Raw genomic sequence first — 19,322 nt, forward strand, 5'->3', positions numbered from 1 at the left:
CAAACGATCGAGGAAGTCCATCTGTGAGCACCCGCAAAGACCTGCGTAATGTTGCCATCGTCGCCCATGTTGACCATGGTAAAACCACCTTGGTGGACGCGATGCTTTGGCAGTCCGGCGCATTTGGAGAACGGGCTACGGTTGAGAAGACCGGTGAGCGCGTCATGGATTCTGGCGATCTTGAGCGCGAAAAGGGCATCACTATTCTCGCCAAGAACACGGCTATTCGCTACGCCGGCCCCTCCGCTGCAAAGTTCGGCGCGCCTGATGGCGTGACGATCAACGTCATTGATACGCCCGGCCACGCCGATTTCGGTGGCGAAGTGGAACGTGGACTCTCAATGGTGGACGGCGTGGTGCTGCTTGTTGACGCATCCGAAGGTCCACTTCCTCAAACAAGGTTTGTGCTCCGTAAGGCACTCGAAGCAGGCCTGCCTGTGATCACGGTCGTCAACAAGGTTGATCGGCCAGACGCACGTATTGACGGTGTGGTCAATGAGGCGCAGGACCTTCTGCTTTCTCTTTTCTCTGATCTTGATGATCCCGACGACGACGTCTTGGACAAGCTTCTTGAGATCCCCGTTATCTACTGTGCAGCGAAGGCTGGATACGCAGATACCGTGCGTCCCGATGATGGTGCGCTTCCCGCGAACCAGAACTTGGAGCCTCTCTTCGAGGCCATTCTTCACTACATTCCTGCTCCTGAGTTCGATGAGGAAGCACCGCTTGTCGCACAGGTGACGAACCTTGATGCCTCTCCTTTCTTGGGCCGCCTCGCGCTTATCCGCGTGCACTCTGGTGAGCTGAAGAAGGGTTCATACGTTGGTTGGGCCCGTCATGACGGCTCGATCCAGCGTGTTCACATCTCTGAACTACTTGTGACCGAAGGCCTGAGCCGCGTTCCATCTGAAGCGGCATATGCGGGTGACATCGTGGCGGTTGCCGGTATTACTGACATCACCATTGGTGACTCCTTGGTGGATCTGGAAGACCCGAGGCCACTGGCTCCGATCCATGTAGATGACCCAGCCATCTCCATGACCATCGGAATCAACACCTCGCCACTCGCGGGCCGCGAAAAGGGCCACAAGCTCACTGCGCGCCAGGTCAAGGACCGTTTGGACGCTGAGCTGGTTGGCAACGTTTCGATTCGCGTGTTTCCCACGGAACGTCCAGATCAATGGGAAGTCCAGGACCGAGGCGAGCTCGCGCTGGCGATCTTGGTAGAGCAGATGCGCCGCGAGGGCTTCGAGCTTACCGTTGGTAAGCCGCAGGTCGTCACCAAAATGGTGGACGGCAAGCGCTATGAGCCCATCGAACGCGCCACCATTGATGTTCCTGAGGAGTTCCTCGGTACCGTCACGCAGATCATGGCAACGCGCAAGGGCCGCATGGAGACCATGCAGAACCACGGCTCTGGTTGGGTTCGCATGGAGTTCATCATTCCGTCTCGAGGCATGATCGGTTTCCGTTCCCATTTCCTGACTCAGACCCGCGGTACAGGCATTTCGGCTTCAATCGGCGAGGGCTACGCGCCGTGGTTCGGTGAGATCGAAACCCGTGCAACCGGCTCGCTCGTTTCAGACCGCGCTGGTCAGGTCACTGCTTATGCGCTGCAGCGCCTAGAGGATCGTGGCACGTTCTTTGTGGAGCCCGGCGTTGAAGTCTATGAGGGCCAAGTTGTGGGAGAGAACCCACGCGATGAGGATATGGACGTCAACGTTGTCCGCCCCAAGGAAATGACGAACATGCGTTCAGCCACGGCTGATGTGTTTGAACAGCTTCAGGCTCCGCGCAAGCTAACCCTTGAGGAGTCCATGGAGTTCGCTGGCGACGACGAGTGCATCGAGGTCACCCCCGAATCTGTACGAATCCGCAAGGTTATCCTCAACTCAACTGAACGGTTCCGCGCCAGCCGCCGCGCTAAGTGACGGTTCTCAGCTGGGGCTAGTAGTCTCAGGCACTGTGGTGCCAAAGCGTGGTGCTCGGCAATGGAGGGGCTGTTGAAGATCGGTCAGCTTGTGTGGGGAGCCATACTTGGCTTCTTTGTTGGGATCCTTGGCTGCGTGGTGCACGGCGGCCCCGTCGATCTACCTATCGTCGGCCTCGTTCTGGCCACAGCCATGGTGGCGGCCGGTTCCTGGTTCCTCATCGAACTGGGAAAGGTCTCTGCTTGGTTGACCTACTTCGCGGGAGTCACGGTGGCCACTTTCTGGCTACTTCTGTTCCCGACCGGCAACGATGCACTCGTACTCGTGGAGTATTGGCCCTCAGAAGCGTGGCTCGTTCTTGCCCCGTTATCGGCACTTGTGCCAAGATTTGTGCTCAGGCGCCGGTAGGAAAAGGCACGGCAGTGCTGCGAGATAGCAGCGCTTTGTGCGTGCATGTTGTGGTGAACTAGACGCATATGCCTTGGGGGCATTGTTCCCGTGGTGGCACTGCCGCTCGCTAGAATTGCCTGAGTTACTGCGCAAGAAAGGGTTGTTGTGGGAAAAGACGCCAATGAGGAATCCCGTTCCGGCTCGCTCGAATCGGCACTGAATCGCCGAATCGATGAACCGGAAGAGGCAGGCAGTTCTCCCGCCAGTTGGAATGCGGAGGATGTGCAGGCCTCCGGTTCTGCTCCCAACCCTATTGAGTCACTCTTTGAGCCTTCTGAGGCTGTGCCCGCGGCTCAACCTACTGAGGCTTTTCCGGCCGCGCGGGTAGACGAAGCTGTGCCCGCGGCTCAACCTACTGAGGCTTTTCCGGCCGCGCGGGTAGACGAAGCTGTGCCTGCGGCTCAACCTACTGAGGCTTTTCCGGCCGCGCCGGTGGACGAGGCTGTGCCTGCGGCTCAACCTACCGAGGCTTTTCCGGCCGCGCCGGTGGACGAGGCTGCGCCCACCGCGGCCTTCAGTGCACCCCGTCCGGCACACCTTGCCTCGCCGCTTCCTGCGTCGCGCAACGAATCGGAGGATTTCGCCGATGAGGTCTTCAGTGATCAGGGAAAAGACATGTCCCCACACATGACCAAGAAGGGCCGCCGTAAGTGGCCGTGGGTGGTGCTGGCAGCTGCCGTCGTGCTTGGGGGCGCATACGTTGGCGCTGGATACTTCTTTGCAGACCGTGTTCCGGCCAATACAAAGGTAGCCGGAGTCTCAGTGGGTGGCATGACCAAGTCTCAAGCTTCCGCAAAGCTCGAAGCCGAGCTCACCCCCAAGCTCTCGGAGGCAGTCACAGTCACAGCGGGCAGTGACAGCACGGAACACAGCGTGGATCCTTCTTCGTTCGATCTGGGTATTGACGAAGACGCCACCATCAGCTCCATCGTCGGGTTTTCTTTGGAACCGGCTCGTATTTGGGCGCATGTCTCTGGCGGTTCTAACGTAGACCCGGTGCTCACATATGATGCTGACAAGCTTGCCAGTACGGTTGATTCGCTAGCGCAGCAGGTCAACACGGATGCTACTGACGCCACCGTGAGCTTCGCAGTGGGGGAGGGCAGCGATGCCGTTCCCACCGTTCAGTCCACACAATCTGTGCAAGGCGTTGCTCTGGACACAGATTCGGCTGCAGAGAAGCTATCCACGGTGATTCTCACGGCGAGCCAGCCGATCCGCCTAGACGTTTCGGCCACCGATCCTGCTATTGACGACGCCGCGGCGGCCACCGCAGTCGAAACCGCCAACACGCTCATTTCTGACAAGCTTTCGGTCACCGTGGGTGGCAAGCTCGTCGAGATCACGCCTGCCCAGCTTGCTTCCGCAGCTTCCTTTACCGCGACGGATGGAACGCTAGACCTATCGCTGGATGGCAAGGCGCTAGGTGACGTTGTGCGTTCTGCTGCCAGTGATGTACTGAAGAAAGGTACTGACGCAGTCATTACGATCGTTGACCACACCACCCCCACCATCAGCCCGTCAACTGACGGGGTTGGAATTGACGATGATGATCTGGCAACACAGGCTCTCGCTGCCGCCACCTCCACCAACCGCTCGATCGAACTGACAACAGTCGAGGTTCCTGCAGAGTTCACCACGGAGGATGCCGAGGCCATGGGCATCAAGGAAGTGGTCTCCTCTATCGAAACGCCGCTGACCAGCGATTCTGTGCGCACCACCAACCTGCTTGTGGGCACAAAGCTCATTACGAATACTCTGGTGAAGCCGGATGAGACCTTCTCACTGCTTGATGCACTAGGTGAGATCACAGAGGCCCGTGGTTTCACCTCCTCTGGTGTGGTGGCAAATGGTTTCAACTCCACGGCACTTGGCGGTGGACTGTCGCAGCTATCTACCAACACGTTCAATATCGGTTACTTGGCCGGATTGGTCGACGTCGAACACAAGCCACACTCTAAGTACTTCTCGCGTTACCCAATGGGCCGCGAAGCGACTCTCTGGTCCGGGCAAATCGATATGAAGTGGCAGAACAACACTCCCTATGGCGTGATGATCGATACCTGGGTCGCTGACGGCTACGTTCACTCCCAGCTATGGTCCACTAAGTACTGGGACGTCACCACAACCACGTCTGACCCCTACAACCAGACATCGCCCACCACCGAGGTGAACACTGCCTCTGACTGCACGCCTTCGGCGGCAGGAGGCAATGGGTTCACTGTGAAGGTATCTCGGACCGTATCGCACGACGGGGTGGTTAACGAAGACGTCAGTGGCTCATACACTTGGACGTATTCACCCGTGAACGCTGTGAAATGCAATTAGGCACAGATGGCGAGCTAAAGACCAGCTCACATGTGTGTTCTTGAAAACAGCGTTGACCAGATGAAACCGATACGGTAATTCTGAAGAGAGGAAAAGCAATGACCTACGTAATCGCCCTGCCCTGCGTAGACGTGAAGGATCGCGCCTGCGTGGACGAATGCCCAGTGGATTGCATCTACGAGGGTGACCGTACCCTGTACATCCATCCAGATGAGTGTGTGGATTGTGGAGCATGCGAACCCGTATGCCCAGTAGAAGCCATCTACTACGAAGATGACGTTCCGGAGGAATGGTCAGCGTTCTATGACGTGAACGTCGACTTCTTCAAGGATCTCGGATCTCCTGGTGGTGCTGCCAAATTGGGGCCAACAGGCAAGGATCACCCGTACGTTTCGGCGCTGCCGCCACAGAGCGCCGGCGAGTAAGCGTGGGGTTGCTAGGGGCGACGCTGCCAGATTTCCCATGGGATTCACTTGTACCTGCTCGCCAGCAGGCCGCGAAGCATCCCGACGGTGTGGTGGATCTGACTATTGGTACACCAGTTGATTCGGTCCCTCAGGTTATCCAAGATGCCCTGAGCCAGGCAGCGGACGCCCACGGCTATCCCCAAACCATCGGTACGCCAGATTTGCGCCAGGCGATCGTGGGGTGGCTTGGCCGCCATCGCGGAGTGACTGGAACTGTGGGCGTTTTGCCGACCATCGGATCCAAGGAGATCGTGGCATTGCTGCCATCTTTGCTTGGGCTAGGATCCAGTGACACCGTTGCATTCCCGCGCGCCGCATACCCTACTTATGATGTTGGCGCACGGCTGGCCGGTGCTCGGCCACTTCCTATCGATACCGACGCAGCGCCGGAATCCTGGCCGGCAGGTATCACTTTTCTCTGGCTTAATTCGCCCGGCAATCCAGACGGCCACGTGCTAGACGTAGAACACCTTCGCCGCATCGTGGCATGGGCGCGGGTGAACAATGTGCTGATCGCTTCCGACGAATGCTATGCGCAGCTGCCATGGGATGTACAAGAGGCGCCTTCGATTCTCGATGCGCGCGTATGCGGCGAAGATTACTCCGGTATCTTCTCCTTGTACTCAGTGTCCAAACAGTCCAATATGGCTGGTTATCGCGCAGCGTTCATAGCTGGTGATCAACAGCGTTTGGCGGCTCTGACCGAGATCCGCAAGCACTCTGGCTTCCTTATGCCCACTCCGGTACAAAACGCGATGGTAGTTGCCCTGAACGATGAGGCGCACGTTGATGCGCAACGTGAGGTCTATCGTCGTCGTCGAAATGCGCTACTGGGAGTACTGGAACAGTCCGGGCTGCGAAACGATCCGAACTCAGTGGCGGGTCTATACATCTGGGCGGAATACGTTCGTGAGGGTGTGAGTGCCTGGGACATCGTGAATGCATGCGCACGGCTCGGCATTGTTGTAGCACCGGGCGATTTCTATGGTGAAGCCGGAAAGGGCCGCGTGCGGATTTCGCTAACCGCGACAGACTGGGCGATTGAACAGGCAGTTGCGCGTTTGCCACAACTGCCCGCCGAGCTCGGGAATCCTGCGTAAATCGCGCATGTGGGGCTCGATAGTATGAGCCAATCACGAGGTGTCCGGGTATCTTGCCCGTTGTCTCTGTTACGCAGGTGACGTCGAGCACGTAGTATCTTGACTTGAAGATAAGATGTGTCTGCGGCGTCCCGCTGCCCTGCACAAAGAGTACGCCGCGGACCACCGCGGTCCACAGCTAGGAGGTTTCCGTGACTGAAAACGCCATGGAAGGCGCCGCAACAATTCATGTTGACGGCAAGACGCTTGAACTTCCCCGGGTGAAGGCGTCCATCGGTATGGACGGCTTCCGAATCGACAAGATGCTGGCATCCACCGGCACCGTAACGCTCGATCCGGGTTACACCAATACAGCATCCTGCGAATCAGAGATCACGTACATCGACGGCGATGCTGGGATCCTGCGCTACCGGGGTTATCCCATCGAACAGTTGGCACAACACTGCAGCTTCCTCGAAGTGGCCTACCTGCTCATCTACGGCGAGCTTCCGGATCCAGAAGCTCTGGCGCTCTTCACCCGCCGTATCAAGCGCCACACACTACTGCATGAGGACTTCAAAGCATTCTTCACAGCTTTCCCCGCAGGTGGGCATCCGATGTCCATTCTGCAATCGGGAGTGGCTGGCATGGCCACCTACTACGATCACACGCTTGATCCGAAGGATCCGGCTCAGTTGGACCTTGCTACGGTGCTTCTCATGGCCAAGTTGCCAACAATGATCGCCTACATCGCAAAGCGTGCCACTGGCCTGCCGTTGCTCTACCCTGATTCTTCCCGGTCCTTCACAGAGGACTTCATCCGGATGACCTTTGGGTTGCCCTACCAAATGCAGGAAATCGATCCCACGATCGTCAACGCATTGGACAAGCTGTTCATCTTGCACGCTGACCACGAGCAGAATTGCTCCACCTCGACCGTTCGCTTGGTGGGGTCCTCACAGGCCAATGTGTACGCCTCGGTATCTGCGGGCGTGGGCGCGCTTTCCGGCCCTCTGCACGGTGGAGCAAACGAAGCAGTGCTGAGCATGCTGCGTCAGATTCGCAATGAAGGCATTCCGGTTTCTCAGTTCGTGCAGCAGGTCAAGGATAAGCAGAACAAGGTCAAGCTCATGGGCTTCGGCCACCGTGTCTACAAGAACTTTGACCCTCGCGCCAAGGTGGTCAAGGGCTTGGCAGACGATATCCTCGTGCGGCTCGGTGGGGACAACCAGCTCTTTGACATCGCTCAGGAACTGGAACAAGCAGCGCTCTCCGATGATTACTTCATTCAACGCAAGCTGTACCCGAATGTCGATTTCTACACGGGCCTCATCTACGAGGCGATGGGATTCCCTTCGCAGATGTTCACCCCGCTCTTCGCTCTGGGGCGCCTACCAGGATGGATCGCTCAATACCGCGAGCTGGTCTCAGATCCGGCCCAAAAGATTGGACGCCCACGTCAGGTCTACATTGGTCACGCGCAGCGCGATTGGGTTGCCCGCACGCAGCGCGAGAAGCAGCACCTAGTGGAGATCTCATCCTCGCTTGAAAACAAGCGCCTCTGATCAAGGTGTCTACGTGCGGTGAGGGAGCACTTCGAACGAAGTGCTCCCTCACCGCACGTAGAGCTGAATTCGTTAGTTTATGTGCAAAACCGAGTTCAGCTTGGTTGCTGTTACGCCTGGGCGGGGGAGTGCCTCCACTGCGCCCGACTGTGAGTTGCGGCGGAACAGGATGTTGTCCATGTGTGCGAGCTGGCGCGCTGGAACCACGTCCGGCTCCAGAATGTAGCCTTCAGGAGACGGTGCCACGCCACCGGTTGGCAGGATAGTGACCTTGGTTCCGGCAGTGACGTACAAGCCTGCTTCGACGATGCAATCGTCGCCTAGGGGGATTCCCAAGCCAGAGTTTGCACCCAAGAGGGAACGCTTGCCCACGCGCACGCGTTGAGCGCCACCACCAGAAAGAGTTCCCATGGTGGATGCTCCACCACCAATATCTGCGCCGTCGTCAACAAGCACTCCTTGAGAGACACGGCCCTCAATCATCGCGCGGCCGAGTGAACCTGCGTTGTAGTTGACGAACCCGGCGTGCATCACTGTGGTGCCCTCGGAAAGGAAGGCTCCCAGGCGCACATTGTTTCCGTCAGCGATACGAACGCCCGATGGGATAACGTAATCCACCATGCGGGGGAACTTGTCCACCGAGAGGATGCGCACTGGAGTGTTGGTCTTTGCGCGCGCCCGCATCCGAGTGTCCTCAAAATCTGTGAGGAAGCATGGTCCCAGACTGGTCCACGCCACGTTCTCAAGAACCGAGAAAATGCCGTTGAGGTTGATTGAGTTTGGTTCAACGAAACGCCATGAGAGCAGATGCAACCGCAGGTACGCACCAGCAGCCGTGGACGGCTCTTCGTCGAGGTTGATAACAGTCTTGACGATGCGCAGATGAACGTGGCGGGTGTCGTCGTCGCGCTCCAAGGAGAGGAGGACGGGATCTGGCTGTGCATCCTCGGGAGGCGTGCCAAGTTGTGGCTTTGGATACCAGACGTCAAGAACCTTGCCGTCTGGCCGGGATGTCGCGAGGCCGTAGCCCCAAGCTGCGTTCTGACTCATGGCTAAATCCTAACGGTGTCACATGATGGACACGCTTCGAAGCCACACCGTGGAATGGTCGATCTTCCCAGATCCTTTGGCCTGAGCCAGAACACTCCGCTTTGTGCACTGCCTAACAAGGAAACAAATCTCAGATGGCGAACGTGCTCTGAATCGGCGATCAGCTCACGACGGCTATCTCTGGTTCGTTGATCACCGGTGAATCACGCCCCTGCTGCGGCTTGCTTCACAAGCTCCTTGACCTTCTGCCAAGAAGCCGCGAAGGCCGCGTGCAGTTCGCCGGGCTCCTCCGGTCCATCGATGTCCACCCATGCCAGTTCAAGGGACTCCCGATCAGCGATGGGTATGGTGTCTGCATCACAGCGGGCCACAAAAGTGGTGTAGCTCCAGTCGCCGTGATCGGCGAGGTGTGATCCCGTGATAGTTAAGCGATCCGCGCCGATCTGAGTCTCCTCAGTGAATTCGCGCAATGCTCCTTCCTCGGGGGATTCGAACCATTCGATGGCTCCACCAGGAATTGACCATGTTCCCCCTCCATGCGACCACGTTGAGCGAAGTTGGAGCAGTACTTGCGTATGGCCATCGCACACGCGGAATGCGCACACGCCAGCAGCTCCACCGATCCCCCAATGGCGGCGCCCGCACGAGCAGAGAATGAAGCCATCTGCGCCGTGCCGAGGCCGAAACACCCGCGTCTCATCCAAGAACGCGAGTCCTCGCTCTGAGAGTCCGCCAGCTGCGGGTTCAGCATCAGTCCACAACTGCGTGATCGAAAGGTCGTGCACAGCGAGCATGCGGCGCAACAGCGGCAAGGACAAACCAACCACGCCGTGGTAGTCGCCGTCGACAGACTCAATGAACGGGCCTCCGCGCCCGTCCACAGTGAACGATCCCGCCACATGGAGGGGTTCGCCAGAAGCAACATAGGCGTCGATTTCGCGGTCGCTCATCTCGGCAATGTGAACAGTGGCGTGGGAGACTGAGCTGAGTGTGGCAAACGTCCCCGGGTGTACCAAGCAATGACCAGTGTGGAGCACTCCGGAATGCCCGGACATCGCGCGGAGGCGCTCGCGGGCAACCTCAGGCGAATGGGGTTTACCTACCACGTCACCGTCAAACTCAAACATGGAATCGCAGCCCAGAATGAGGTCTGCGCCATCTGCGTCACGTGGGTCCTCCGCTACAGCACGCGCCTTTGCAGTGGCGAGCGCCAGTACCATCTGGCTCGGGCCTCCTCGCACTTCTGACAACACTGCCTGTTCGTCCACTTCAGAAACCTGCACGAGCGGTTCAATGCCCGCAGAACGTAGGGTTGCCAAACGTGCGGGAGATTTGCTGGCCAGGGCCAGAGTCATGTGTGGCAGGCTCACCGGAGGGCCTCACGCAGCACGTCGAGTCCCACGGAACCAAGCGATAGTGCCCGCATGTGCCATGCCTTCATATCGAATTCCTGCCCCTCAGTGGCGGCCCGTGTGCGAGCCTCTTCACGCAGCTCATTCCACATGCGTTGGCCGATCTTGTATGAGGGAGCCTGCCCTGGCCATCCCAAGTACCGGTCCAACTCGAATGAGAGGAATGAAGGGTCCATCGCCACATTCTCGCGTAGGAAAGCCCACGCCGAATCATGGTCCCATGCGCCCGATCCAAAGGAGCCAGCAGGCTTGCCCAAATGCACACCAAGGTCAACAACTACGCGAGCCGCCCGTAGGCGCATCGAATCAAGCACACCCATCCTGTCTCCCGGATCGGATTGGAAGCCAAGTTCAGCCATGAGTTGTTCGGCGTAGAGCGCCCATCCTTCGCCGTGACCGGATACCCAGCATCCCTGCCTGCGCCAATCGTTGAGGTTCTCATGGAGATAGGCGGCGAGTCCGACCTGAAGATGATGCCCTGGAACACCTTCGTGGTACACGGTTGTCTTTTCCTGCCAAGTGACAAAGTCAGTGACGCCTGCCGGGACGGACCACCACATCTGGCCTGGACGTGAGAAATCGTCCGTAGGGCCCGTGTAGTAGATGCCGCCGGTGCCATCCTCCAACACCATGCACTGGATGGTCTTGAGCGGATCGGGAACGTCAAAGAACCTTCCGGAAATTGCATTCATCGCTTCATCCGCAGTGGTCTGCATCCATTCGCGAAGCGCGGCCGTGCCGTGAAGTTGGCGCGCTGGATCGTTGTTCAAGCGATCCATAGCTTCCTTGACGGAGACTCCCGGGCCGTACAGCTCCTTCGCGATCGATTCTTGTTCGGCGATGATGCTGGCCAGTTCGTGCTGACCCCATTCGTAGGTTTCTTCGAGGTCAACTTCCGCTCCAAGGAAGACGCGAGAGAAACGGGCATATCGTTCAGGGCCCACGCCGTCCACAGCGGTAGTGTGGGGCGCCACCTGGGTACGCAAGAACTGACCGAGCTCGCCGTAGGCGATACGAGCTTGCTCCGCGCCATCAGCGAGGTGGTCCGCCACGCTGGGCTGGGCGGCCGAGCCGCGTTCAGCGTACTTACTGAGCGGAGAAGCCGAACCGGCCAGAGCATCACACTGTTCAGCACAGCGCAGCACTTGACGTTCAGGAATGGCGGGCCCGGAGGATATCCGCTCGAGTAAGGACTTCTGGTAACCGGCGAGTGCGCTAGGAACTGCGCTAAGGCGGCGGGCGATCGTGCCCCAATCCTCAGCCGTCTGGGTGGGCATAAGGTCAAAGACGTCCCGAATGGACTGGATGGGAGATTCAATCACGTTGATGTTGCCAACGCGTTCTCCGGCATCCATGAGTTCAATGTCCAGTCCAAGCCGTTCGCGCAAAGCTGCTGCGCTCACCTTGTCGACGTCGTCGCGCACCTCAAGTTTGCCGAGCGCTGCGAGCGTGGACTTAGCTAAGTCGGCCTCTGCGGCGATGCCTTCAGGAGAGTAATCGGAGAACGTACCCTTATCGCCTCCCTCCATTCCCACGCTGGTGGCAAGTTCGGGGGAGAGTTCGAGGCACTTGCGGAAGTAAGAGTTTGAAAGCTCGTCTATAGGGCTGGATTCACGCCGGTCAGTCATTCTTCAAGATTACCGTTAGTGGACCTCGCGCCACTTGACGTAACGTAGGTAGGCGTTGCGCGTTCACAACAGCGTGCTTCATGGTTTGGGACGAAAGGGGTCCCCCAATTGCCCGTAGGGCGTGTAATGTGTCACACGTCCAGAGAGTTCTCGGGAGATTCGCTTGCATGTTGCCTGACGAAGACTCTTACAAAGGGTAGACTCTACTGTGATTTGTGACACACAAAACGACGTGAAGACGAGAGGCGGATGTGTGACTACGGACAGCAGCGCATCACTGAGCATTCGCGACTTGGATAACTCAATACCACTCACCCCGGGCGGGCAGGGGAGAACGCTGCAGCTTAACGGCTCAATCGACGCTCGCACCGCGATTTCGCGCAAGGATCTGGAGGAGGATCGGACGTTGTCACACAAGCCTCGGTCCACAAAGACAACCGTCGAACGCCATGTTGAGCGCCTTCTCCTGGGAGAAGAAAAGTACACGCTGGGTGAGGCTGCGCAGCTTTCGGGCATGGATACCGAAGTCGCACGCACGTTCTGGCTGGCAATGGGTTTCCCAACTATTTCCAACGAAGCTACCAAGATCATTTTTACCGACGACGACGTCGCCGCCATGCGCTGCCACCAAGCGTTGATCGACGATGGAAAGCTGTCAATAGAGACTCTCCGGTCACTGGTGCGCGCCCAGTCTCACATGTCCGATCGCCTCGTTCTGTGGCAGCACGAGGCTTTGGTCGAACATGCAGGTGATGACCTAGGCCTTGATTCGATCACGGCTCGGTACTGGGTGTTGGATCATTTCCACGAGTTCGATGAGTTTCTGCGTGGTCAAATGGATTACGCTTGGCGGCGCCACCTCGCCGCCCTCCTACGCCGCTCGGAATCCGAAGCAGACCAAATGGATGTGGAGGATGCGGGGGATCTGCAGCTCCAGCGCGCATTGGGCTTTGTGGACATGGTGGCGTTTACCAACCGGTCGCGAGAACTGGGTTCCTCTGAACTGGTGACGCTCATTGAAATGTTTGAGAAGACCTGCCGGGACGTCATTACGTCATGCGGCGCTCGCGTGGTCAAGACCATTGGCGATGCCTTCTTGTACATTGCTGACGATATTGTGGTGGGCGCTGATGTTGCCACAAAGATCGTCGAAGAACTCAACAAGGTTCCAGGAATGCTGCCGGTGCGTGCATCGCTAGTGTGGGGCGGGGTGGTATCCCGCTTTGGAGACGTATTCGGACCAACGGTCAACCTTGCGTCACGGCTGGTCGATATTGCCCCCACGGGCTCTGTACTCACGGATACGACCACTGCGAACATCCTGCGTACACTCAAGCTTGGCCGCTTCACCCTCGTTTCGGCAGGTACTCCAGACATCAAGGGGTTTGGACGGATCGACGCCGTCGAACTACGCCGAATGCCCACACGCGAGGCGTTCTCCGGCTGAATCTGGTAGGCATCGACCACACGCCACCTGCCACCCGGGGCCCGCAGATAGGCCAATCTGTGCAAATTGTCGACTATTGTTTGACGATTGGCATAGCATTTAGGAGTGACGAACTTACTGCTTGTTGAAGATGATCCAGCGATCTCGGGCCCGTTGGTACGTGCGCTTGGGCGTGAAGGCTATGAAGTTGCCTTGGCTGAGACCGGCCACGATGCGCTCGACGCCATGGAGCACGGAGTGGATCTGGTCATTCTTGACCTCGGGCTTCCAGACATGGATGGTCTGGACGTAGCTCGTCAGGTGCGCATGCACGGTTGGGAATTTCCAATACTGATCCTCACTGCTCGCACTGAGGAAGTAGACATGGTGGTCGGCCTCGATGCTGGCGCCGATGATTACGTCACCAAGCCTTTCCGGCTCGCCGAACTTCTGGCCCGCGTACGCGCTCAGCTGCGCCGCTCCGAACACATCGATGGAACGGATCTGCTGCGCGCCCGGGATGTCACGGTGGATGTGGCAGCTCACCGTGCGTTCCTCGATACCAATGAACTCCAGCTCACCGGCAAGGAGTTCGATTTGCTTACTATTCTTGTGCGGCAAGCCGGCGCAGTCGTTTCCCGTGAGGACCTCATGCAAGAGGTGTGGGGAATGCAGGGCGATGATTCCACCAAGAAGCTTGATATGCATATTTCGTGGCTGAGGCGCAAGCTTGGCGACGACGTCACCGATCCCCATTACATCGTGACCGTCCGTGGCATGGGTTTCCGCTTCGAGAAGGAGTAGCCTACCGTGCGCCGGCGCGCAATTCAGATGACCACCGCCGCTGTGGCGGTGGCCGTCCTCTTGTTGGGTGTACCAGGTGTTGTGCTGGGAACTGCTTTGATCTGGTACAACGCCGAATCCGCGGTGCAGAGCCGCGCTGTCTCCGTGGCATCCATGGTTGAACAGCGCACGGAAGCTGATGAGCAGATAACCACTGGGGTACTGGAGCGCTACGCCTATCAGGCGGGTGAAATCCCTGCGCGAATCACAGTGTTGTCTCCTGAGGGAAGGCTAGACGCTGGCGAGGAGATAGTAGGACCAAAGATCTCGCGGGCTGTGACCACGAGTGGCGACACCACGGTAACTGTTGCGATCCCGCGTAACACCTTGGTCCGCTCAGTTGCTTGGTTCCTGTTGGTCAGCGTGGGCGTTGTCGCGTTTTCCTTCCTCGTGGGAGTGATGGTTGCCCTGCACCAATCGCGGCGACTATCTGCGCCGCTCATCTACCTCGCTGCCGCGGCTGAGCAACTTGGAGCCGGGCAAACCCGCCCTCTCATGGAGGAATCCGGCATTGAGGAAATCGACCTCGTCTACGAAGAGCTAGTCCGAACTGCAGACAGAATGGCGGGGCGAATATCAGCCGAGCGCCAGTTCGCTGCGGACGCCTCGCACCAACTGCGTACGCCACTTGCTGCGCTCTCCATGAGGATTGAAGAGATCCAGTACATCTCCAAGGAGCCTGAGGTTCAGGAGGAGGCTGAGAAGTGCCTCGAACAGGTGGAGCGTCTCACAGGTGTTGTGGAGGATCTCTTGGCGAACTCCCGCTCCGCAGCAGGAGGTCACACAGAAGCGGTCCGAATTGGGCCGATCTTCGAGCAACAGTTTGATGAATGGCATCGCAGTTTTGAGGCCGAGGGCCGCAAGCTCGAATGCACCGATGAAGCCAATCTGGCCATCTTGGCCAAGCCCGCTTCGTTGTCACAGATCATCGCTACCCTCATCGAAAACTCGCTGAAGTACGGTGCTGGAAAAACAACAGTGGTATCGAAGAAGGTGGGTCACGGAGTCGTCGTCGACGTTACGGACGAAGGCAAGGGAGTTCCTGAAGACTTGACTGAAGCGATTTTCCGCAAGGGAGTCTCTACGGGAGGGTCCACCGGAATCGGGTTGCCGTTGGCCCGAAGCCTCGCAGAGAATGATGGCGGCAGGCTTGAACTCACGCAGGCGTCTCCGCCCGTGTTCACGCTTTCGATGAATGCCGTGCCACAGTCATTGGACCCGGAAAAGGTGCTGCCGTCGGGGGCCATTATCACGATGGGATCGCGTAGGCGCCGCCACTAGAGGTTGCGTGCGGGTGGCCTATTCTGCACCGAGATTACCTACTGTGAGACAACTTGCTCTTGTACCTGTGGCTCATTCGCGAATACCACGTAGCGATACATGATGTAGCGGAACGCCGTGCCGAGTATGAGCCCTACAACGTTGGCGGAGATGTTATCTGCAAGCTGGGAGCGAAGATCTAGGGCGTACCGGGAGAACCACAAGCACGCCAGAGCGATGAGCATTCCGCCCACATTGACCAAAACGAACATGAGGAACTCGCGGGCGCGCTCCGAGCTGCGTTTGTCACCGAACGTCCACAGGCGATTGACAACCCACGAGAAGATCACCGAGATGGACACGGAGATTATCTTGCCGGTCATCGAAGGATCGCCGGGAAGGCTCACCAGTCCACTGTGTGCTAAGAGGTTGAACAGCCCGACGTCGACGATGTACGAGCCAAGCCCCACCACACAGAAACGCACAAACTCCACGAACCATTCACGGAAGGATTGTCCGTTGAGCAAGCGCTGTACCAGTTTGTTGGATGCGAACACTAGACCAGTCTAATGGTGAGTAAGGTGGTTCTGTGCCAATCGAATCGATAGACCCAACCCACGTCCAGCGAGTTGTCGGGACCGGTGCAGCTGCCGCCGCTCCCCGAGTGGGCGTTGTTGGTGGTGGCCAGTTGGCCCGAATGATGCAAGAATCAGCGAATGCTCTGGGAATCAAGCTAGATGCGTTGGTCGAAGCCGCAGACGGTTCGGCAGCCCAAGTGATTCCCGCATCCACCGTTGGTAGCGCGGATGATATTGAGGCCGTGCTCGCTGTGGCTGGCCGAGTAGATGTGTTGACTGTGGAACATGAGCACGTCCCTGATGCGATCCTCGCAGCTGCCAACAAAATAGTGCCGGTTCGCCCCGGTGCACACGCGCTCCGATTTGCGCAGGACAAGTTGGCTATGCGCACGCGCATGGACGAACTGAGTATTCCCTCGCCGCGATGGTATGAAGTCCATTCTGCCGCCGACGTCGCCGCAGCGCTCGCACGCCTTTCCTCACGTCCGAACTTCGACGGCGCCATTCTCAAGACTCCGCGCGACGGCTATGACGGCAAAGGTGTCATGGTAATCCGTCATGCCAGCGATGCGGCGGGCTGGCTTGAGGCCGCTGGACCAGAAGGTCTTCTAGTCGAGGAGAAGATCCCATTCACCATGGAAGTGGCGCAGCTGGTGGCTCGCAGGCCATCTGGGCAGATGAGAACCTGGCCTCTGGTTCAAACAATTCAGCAGGATGGCGTGTGCTTCGAGGTGGTGGCTCCCGCTCCAGAGGTCCCCGGTGCGCTTGTCACTGAAGTGGGGGAGATCGCCCAGCGCATCGCGGCCAAGTTGGACGTCGTGGGGGTGCTTGCGGTGGAGATCTTCATCGCACCGAATGAGTCCGGTGAGCTGCAGCCGTATGTCAACGAGCTCGCCATGCGCCCGCACAATTCGGGGCACTGGACCATCGAGGGCGCACAGACCAGTCAGTTTGAACAGCATCTGCGCGCGGTGTTGGACCTGCCTTTGGGGTCAACCGAACCGCGGGCTACGTGGTCAGTCATGGTGAACGTCCTTGGCTCTGAGCTTGAGGATCCACGGATCGGTTATCCCGAGGTCATGGAGCAGTTCCCCAACGCAAAGATCCACATGTACGGTAAGGCCGTGAAGCCCGGCCGCAAGATTGGACACGTGACTGTTATGGGGCAAAATCTGGAGAGCGTGCGGTCAAGCGCTCGCGGGGCAGCGGCGCTTTTGCGCGGTGAGAACCCGCCGCAGGCTCCCGCAGCGAAATGAAGGAGATGCGATGAGCACACCAATTGTTGGAATCGTCATGGGTTCGGATTCGGACTGGGCAACGATGTCGCAGGCAGCTGAGGCGCTCAGCGAGTTCGGGATCGAGTACGAGGTAGGGGTGGTTTCGGCTCATCGGATGCCAGAAGACATGATCGCCTACGGGCGCGATGCTGCCTCGCGCGGACTTAGGGTGATCATTGCCGGTGCGGGCGGTGCGGCTCACCTACCGGGCATGCTGGCTGCGGTTACTACCCTGCCTGTCATTGGAGTTCCAGTGCCCCTGAAGTACTTGGATGGGATGGACTCCCTGCTTTCGATCGTTCAGATGCCAGCTGGTGTGCCGGTCGCCACAGTATCCATCGGGGGAGCGCGGAACGCTGGTCTGTTGGCAGCCAGAATAGTTGGATCGGGCACCAGTGCAGCCGATGCGCGGGTAGCTGAGAAGATGGCAGTATTCCAGCGGGATCTGCGCCAAGTTGCGATTGACAAAGGGGCAAAGCTTCAGGGAATGACGGGCGAGCCACGCGCCTGAATAAGGCTCGCACTGCAGCGTTGAGTCCTCGCGTGAAACCGAGGCTCCTGGTCCAGCCCCGAGTTCCACCCTTAACCTCAGCCCGCAAGCTGGGCGAAATCGTCTTGAGTCAGTTCGCCGTTCATCATCTTCTCAAAGAACGAATCGATGGAATCCGGATCGAGCAGCACAGTTGACTGGCCGCCTACCTTGTAATCGAGAGAAGAGATCGGCGGGGCTCCCATGAGTCCATCGGCTCCCATCACGTTACGCAACCCCAATCCTGCGCGGCCTAGACCGATGATCGAGGTATCTGTATCAGTTGTCAGTTGTGTGGCAGCCGTACCAACCAAGCGGCGTTGAGCGATCGGGTTGAGAAGTGTGGAGGGTGTGGTGGCCTTATCAAGGATCTTGCCAATCACTTGACGCTGGCGCTGTGCGCGGCCAATATCGCCAAGCGGATCCGAATAGCGCATACGGGAGAACGCAAGAGCTTGCGTCCCGTCCACGTCGTGGCAACCGGCCGTCCATGTCAGGCCTGAATAGGCATCATTGACGTCGTAATCGAGGCACAAGTTGATTCCGCCCACAGCATCTGTCAGTTCGGAAACGCCGGACATTGAGACTTCGACGTAGTGATCGATGGTCATACCCGTGAGGTTTTCAACCGTCTCCACCAGTAGTTCCGCGCCGCCTAGTGAATAGGCAGAGTTAATCTTGCCGGCACCATTGCCTGGGATCTCCACGTAGCTGTCGCGCGGGATTGAAACCAAGGCGGTAGAACCGGAAGCTGGTACCTGAAGCAGCATGATGGTGTCCGAACGCTGCCCCTCAGTACCGTCATTGATACCGTCCGCCTCGCGTTCGTCGGATCCGACAATGAGGAACGTAGTGCCGGGGGTGTTAGCGGCACCTGAGAGCGCCTCCTTGTGTTCCAGCTTCGAGTTGCCGTAAAAGACGAGGTAGGCGGGCCACGCGATGAGCAAGGCCAACACGATAGCTAAGCCGGTCAACACGCGGCGCTTGGCACGGCCCTTCTTCGGCTTCAGTGGGGAAGCTGGCGCCGCAAACTGCGATGGTGTGCCGGAATCACGCGGTGGGATGCCGGAGTTCTTAGGGCTAGGCGACCATGCGTCGTCGGCGGAACTACGAACTCTCTTTGGACCGCCAGCGGGCTGGTGGTTCGCAGGAGGATAGCTTGCGGGGGTCTGGGCGCGTTGTGGGCGTGAGTGAGCCGGAGCGAAGCTTGGTGGCTGCTGGCGCGAGGCCTGGTTTGAACCGTCACGTGCGCTGTAATTACCTTGGCGTGCTGCTTGCCCACCCTGCGCTGCTTGCCCACCCTGCGCTGCGCGGTCCCCATACACTGAGCGCCGAACAGGTGCCGCGCCCTGTGGTGCGCTACCAGATGGTCGAGCACCAGAAGCGGCCGTGCCTCGGTCTGTTGGGCGCTGACCCTTTCCAACCTTGCGCGCTGTCTGATCGGATGGACGGCGCTTTGGGTTGGTCGGTTCGAAGGACGGCGGCTGTGAGTTCATCTG

General features: G+C 58.5%; 16 protein-coding genes. 11 read left to right on the plus strand and 5 right to left on the minus strand.

Annotation, left to right across the window (positions count from 1 at the left end):
- Nucleotides 1-23: 23 nt before the first annotated feature.
- From typA to H2O17_RS02560, 6 genes are all read left to right on the plus strand, one after another.
- Nucleotides 24-1,931 carry a translational GTPase TypA gene (typA, locus tag H2O17_RS02535; protein ID WP_182050191.1) on the plus strand — a complete coding sequence of 636 codons (1,908 nt, stop codon included), beginning with the start codon at nucleotides 24-26 and terminating at the stop codon, nucleotides 1,929-1,931.
- Between the two features lie 72 nt (nucleotides 1,932-2,003).
- Nucleotides 2,004-2,339, plus strand: a complete 336-nt coding sequence (locus H2O17_RS02540; RefSeq protein WP_182050192.1) for a hypothetical protein — start codon at nucleotides 2,004-2,006, stop codon at nucleotides 2,337-2,339.
- Nucleotides 2,340-2,486: 147 nt separating this feature from the next.
- Nucleotides 2,487-4,709 (plus strand): VanW family protein, encoded by a 2,223-nt coding sequence (locus tag H2O17_RS02545; protein WP_182050193.1) that lies wholly within the window; start codon nucleotides 2,487-2,489, stop codon nucleotides 4,707-4,709.
- 98 nt (nucleotides 4,710-4,807) lie between these two features.
- Nucleotides 4,808-5,134 (plus strand): ferredoxin, encoded by a 327-nt coding sequence (gene fdxA, locus H2O17_RS02550; RefSeq protein WP_182050194.1) that lies wholly within the window; start codon nucleotides 4,808-4,810, stop codon nucleotides 5,132-5,134.
- Nucleotides 5,135-5,136: 2 nt separating this feature from the next.
- Nucleotides 5,137-6,276: a succinyldiaminopimelate transaminase gene (gene dapC / locus H2O17_RS02555; RefSeq protein ID WP_182050195.1), complete on the plus strand. Its 1,140-nt coding sequence runs from the start codon at nucleotides 5,137-5,139 to the stop codon at nucleotides 6,274-6,276.
- A 206-nt stretch (nucleotides 6,277-6,482) separates the two neighbouring features.
- Nucleotides 6,483-7,820, plus strand: coding sequence for a citrate synthase (locus H2O17_RS02560; RefSeq protein WP_182050916.1), 1,338 nt, complete (start codon nucleotides 6,483-6,485; stop codon nucleotides 7,818-7,820).
- Nucleotides 7,821-7,892: 72 nt separating this feature from the next.
- Here H2O17_RS02560 and dapD read toward each other — a convergent pair whose 3' ends face one another.
- The 3 genes from dapD to H2O17_RS02575 all read right to left on the minus strand — a co-directional run bounded on the left by dapD (nucleotide 7,893) and on the right by H2O17_RS02575 (nucleotide 11,910).
- Nucleotides 7,893-8,870 carry a 2,3,4,5-tetrahydropyridine-2,6-dicarboxylate N-succinyltransferase gene (gene dapD / locus H2O17_RS02565; protein WP_182050196.1) on the minus strand — a complete coding sequence of 326 codons (978 nt, stop codon included), beginning with the start codon at nucleotides 8,868-8,870 and terminating at the stop codon, nucleotides 7,893-7,895.
- Nucleotides 8,871-9,073: 203 nt separating this feature from the next.
- Nucleotides 9,074-10,225 (minus strand): Maf family nucleotide pyrophosphatase, encoded by a 1,152-nt coding sequence (locus H2O17_RS02570; RefSeq protein WP_182050197.1) that lies wholly within the window; start codon nucleotides 10,223-10,225, stop codon nucleotides 9,074-9,076.
- An 11-nt stretch (nucleotides 10,226-10,236) separates the two neighbouring features.
- On the minus strand, nucleotides 10,237-11,910 hold the full coding sequence (locus H2O17_RS02575) for a DUF885 domain-containing protein (protein ID WP_182050198.1): 1,674 nt from the start codon (nucleotides 11,908-11,910) through the stop codon (nucleotides 10,237-10,239).
- Nucleotides 11,911-12,163: 253 nt separating this feature from the next.
- On the opposite strand from H2O17_RS02575, the gene H2O17_RS02580 reads away from it, so the two are divergent.
- From H2O17_RS02580 to H2O17_RS02590, 3 genes are all read left to right on the plus strand, one after another.
- Complete coding sequence (locus tag H2O17_RS02580) at nucleotides 12,164-13,357, plus strand: adenylate/guanylate cyclase domain-containing protein (RefSeq protein ID WP_246311311.1); 1,194 nt, start codon at nucleotides 12,164-12,166, stop codon at nucleotides 13,355-13,357.
- Between the two features lie 105 nt (nucleotides 13,358-13,462).
- Nucleotides 13,463-14,140, plus strand: a complete 678-nt coding sequence (locus H2O17_RS02585) for a response regulator transcription factor (protein WP_182050199.1) — start codon at nucleotides 13,463-13,465, stop codon at nucleotides 14,138-14,140.
- 6 nt (nucleotides 14,141-14,146) lie between these two features.
- Nucleotides 14,147-15,460 (plus strand): ATP-binding protein, encoded by a 1,314-nt coding sequence (locus H2O17_RS02590; RefSeq protein WP_182050200.1) that lies wholly within the window; start codon nucleotides 14,147-14,149, stop codon nucleotides 15,458-15,460.
- Nucleotides 15,461-15,498: 38 nt separating this feature from the next.
- On the opposite strand, the gene H2O17_RS02595 is transcribed toward H2O17_RS02590, so the two are convergent.
- Nucleotides 15,499-15,996 carry a GtrA family protein gene (locus H2O17_RS02595; protein WP_182050201.1) on the minus strand — a complete coding sequence of 166 codons (498 nt, stop codon included), beginning with the start codon at nucleotides 15,994-15,996 and terminating at the stop codon, nucleotides 15,499-15,501.
- Between the two features lie 32 nt (nucleotides 15,997-16,028).
- Between H2O17_RS02595 and H2O17_RS02600 the strand changes: the two genes are divergently transcribed.
- Nucleotides 16,029-17,273, plus strand: coding sequence for a 5-(carboxyamino)imidazole ribonucleotide synthase (locus tag H2O17_RS02600; RefSeq protein WP_246311312.1), 1,245 nt, complete (start codon nucleotides 16,029-16,031; stop codon nucleotides 17,271-17,273).
- A 10-nt stretch (nucleotides 17,274-17,283) separates the two neighbouring features.
- The gene (purE, locus tag H2O17_RS02605; protein ID WP_182050202.1) at nucleotides 17,284-17,805 is read left to right on the plus strand and encodes a 5-(carboxyamino)imidazole ribonucleotide mutase; all 522 of its coding nucleotides are present in this window, start codon (nucleotides 17,284-17,286) and stop codon (nucleotides 17,803-17,805) included.
- 77 nt (nucleotides 17,806-17,882) lie between these two features.
- Here purE and H2O17_RS02610 read toward each other — a convergent pair whose 3' ends face one another.
- Nucleotides 17,883-19,319 (minus strand): LCP family protein, encoded by a 1,437-nt coding sequence (locus tag H2O17_RS02610; protein ID WP_182050203.1) that lies wholly within the window; start codon nucleotides 19,317-19,319, stop codon nucleotides 17,883-17,885.
- Nucleotides 19,320-19,322: the final 3 nt, after the last annotated feature.

Source organism: Changpingibacter yushuensis (assembly GCF_014041995.1).
GTDB classification, from domain to species: domain Bacteria; phylum Actinomycetota; class Actinomycetes; order Actinomycetales; family Actinomycetaceae; genus Changpingibacter; species Changpingibacter yushuensis.

Excerpts from the sequence above, each read along its gene's own strand:
- fdxA (WP_182050194.1), top strand. The coding sequence starts at position 4,808 with ATGACCTACGTAATCGCCCTGCCCTGCGTAGACGTGAAGGATCGCGCC.
- H2O17_RS02560 (WP_182050916.1), top strand. The coding sequence starts at position 6,483 with ATGGAAGGCGCCGCAACAATTCATGTTGACGGCAAGACGCTTGAACTT.
- dapD (WP_182050196.1), bottom strand. The coding sequence starts at position 8,870 with ATGAGTCAGAACGCAGCTTGGGGCTACGGCCTCGCGACATCCCGGCCA.
- H2O17_RS02570 (WP_182050197.1), bottom strand. The coding sequence starts at position 10,225 with ATGACTCTGGCCCTGGCCAGCAAATCTCCCGCACGTTTGGCAACCCTA.
- H2O17_RS02575 (WP_182050198.1), bottom strand. The coding sequence starts at position 11,910 with ATGACTGACCGGCGTGAATCCAGCCCTATAGACGAGCTTTCAAACTCT.
- purE (WP_182050202.1), top strand. The coding sequence starts at position 17,284 with ATGAGCACACCAATTGTTGGAATCGTCATGGGTTCGGATTCGGACTGG.
- H2O17_RS02610 (WP_182050203.1), bottom strand. The coding sequence starts at position 19,319 with ATGAACTCACAGCCGCCGTCCTTCGAACCGACCAACCCAAAGCGCCGT.